3 pseudogenes are annotated in these 2021 nt (G+C 50.4%); 2 read left to right on the plus strand and 1 reads right to left on the minus strand.

The window, feature by feature from the left end:
• Together CD000_RS00950 and CD000_RS00955 are read left to right on the plus strand one after the other, a co-directional pair.
• Positions 1-798: pseudogene (locus tag CD000_RS00950) on the plus strand (IS66-like element ISGst1 family transposase); the annotation flags it as partial.
• Positions 799-986: 188 nt separating this feature from the next.
• A pseudogene (locus CD000_RS00955) lies at positions 987-1460 on the plus strand (bifunctional 2',3'-cyclic-nucleotide 2'-phosphodiesterase/3'-nucleotidase); the annotation flags it as partial.
• A gap of 216 nt (positions 1461-1676) precedes the next feature.
• Here the strand turns inward: CD000_RS00955 and CD000_RS00960 are convergent.
• Positions 1677-2021, minus strand: a pseudogene (locus CD000_RS00960) (IS1634 family transposase); the annotation flags it as partial.

A 2021-nucleotide genomic window follows, 5' to 3' on the forward strand; every position in this document is an offset into this window, starting at 1 on the left:
CTTGCCAATATGGTGAAACGAGGACGCGAATCGTTGGAATCAAATATGGACATCATCGAAGACGCCTTACTTGAATCCAACATCCTGCATGTCGATGAAACGAGTTTGCGCATCAATGGGAAACTCGCATGGGTGCATGTCGCGTGTACATCGAGATATACATACTTGGCTCCTCACGCTTCTCGTGGAAAAAAAGCGACCGATGATATCGGGATTCTTCCCCGATATGAAGGGACGATGATGCACGATGCGTTCGGTACGTATCCGAAATACACACATGCCACCCATGCCCTTTGTCATGCCCACCATTTGCGTGAGTTAAAAGGATTCATCGAACAGGGGCATACGTGGGCGATGCGCATGACCACGTTTCTGTTAGCCGCCAAGCAAGCCGTCGAAGCCCATCACGGTGCACTTTCCGAAGAAGAAGCGAGACGGTGGGAACGAGTGTATGATCGCATCCTAGAAAGAGCACAACACCGATTAGAAACGATGACGCCTCTTCCGAAAAAAGCACTCGCTTTTGTTCGACGCCTTCAAAAACGAAAGGAAGAAGCGCTGCGTTTCTTACGTGAAGTACATGTTCCCTTTGATAACAACCAAGCCGAACGCGATCTTCGCATGGTCAAAGTCAAAGAGAACATTTCGGGTACGTTTCGCGAAGAAACATTCGCGCAGTCGTTTTGCATCGCAAGAAGCATCGTTTCCACACTGACGAAACACGAAAAAAACGTGTGGGATTCGTTATGTCTTCTGTTGGCAGGCGAAACGATCGATCGAGTTCTTTCCGCTACCTAGGGCATTTTCTATGACCGAAATGCCCTATTTGTGCTGGGCTTTTTTATACACTAGCACTGGGGTGAATAGTTACAACGGAAGAAATACGCGGCGGCGAGCGTGGTGTTGGCGTTGGGGCTGCTGGCTCCTTCGTTTGGGCCGACGGCGGTAGGCGCGGAGGAGCGGGACGTCGTCAAGCTGCGCATTTTAGTGGCGTTCCGGTGACGATGCCGGGTTCATGGGGCGATACGCTCGGCGTGATCGACTTGACGGTCGAGCAAGTCGACGGAAAATGGAAAGTGACGCAAGCGAAAGCCCAACTCCGTCCAGTGTATGACAAGGCGACGAAAACGCCGTTGGTTGACAGCGATTCGGCCGTCGAGCAGGCCATTCAGGCGGAGCACGAAGCGACGATCCAGTACGTCCGCAGCCCGGTTGGAAAAACTACGAGCCCGATCAACAGCTATTTTGCACTCGTTCAAGATGATCCGTCCGTGCAAATCGTCACGAACGCCCAAAAGTGGTATGTGGAAAAAATGTTAAAAGGGACGCAGTATGAAGGCCTTCCGGTGCTGTCAGCCGGCGCTCCGTTCAAGGCCGGCGGGCGCGGTGGACCGAGCTATTACACGGATATTCCGGCAGGGGAAATCGCCATTAAAAACGTCGCCGATTTGTACTTGTATCTCATATTTCGCAACCTTTGCATAATATACAAAAAATGACCAAAATATTCGCATAAAAATAAACTTTTATACAGATATTGTAAAATAACTCACATTTCGCACCCTAACAAGGTCAAAACAAAGGATTTTTTATTTAGTTTTTCAGAATAACTTTTTGACCAACACGACGAGCGATGGCTATCCTTTTTTTACCATCGCTGGTCGTTCCGTATGACGTTACACGTAAATGCTCTCATCCAGCCCCAACCCCTGCAGAATCCTTCGTTGTTCAGGGGTGAGGGAGCGATCCAGTGAGCGTTGGATGCGTCCATCCGGCAGCTCCAGGAGGACGACGTTCACATATTGAAACAGCTGGAAAATCGCCTGCCCCGTCGGTCGGGTCAGCTTGCGGCCTCCGGCGCCCTTTAATGGGTGTTCGGGTGTGATGAACTGGCGCACCCGGCGCTGAAAGACGCGGTAAATGGCCAAGGCCAAGAGAAACAAATAGCCCAATACCGCAACTCGTTCTGGCTTTTTGACATAGATCTCATCCGTGAAAAAAGGGTCTTTCAAAAAAGCGAA

This window comes from Geobacillus sp. FJAT-46040 (genome assembly GCF_002335725.1).
Taxonomy (GTDB): Bacteria; Bacillota; Bacilli; order Bacillales; family Anoxybacillaceae; genus Geobacillus; species Geobacillus thermoleovorans.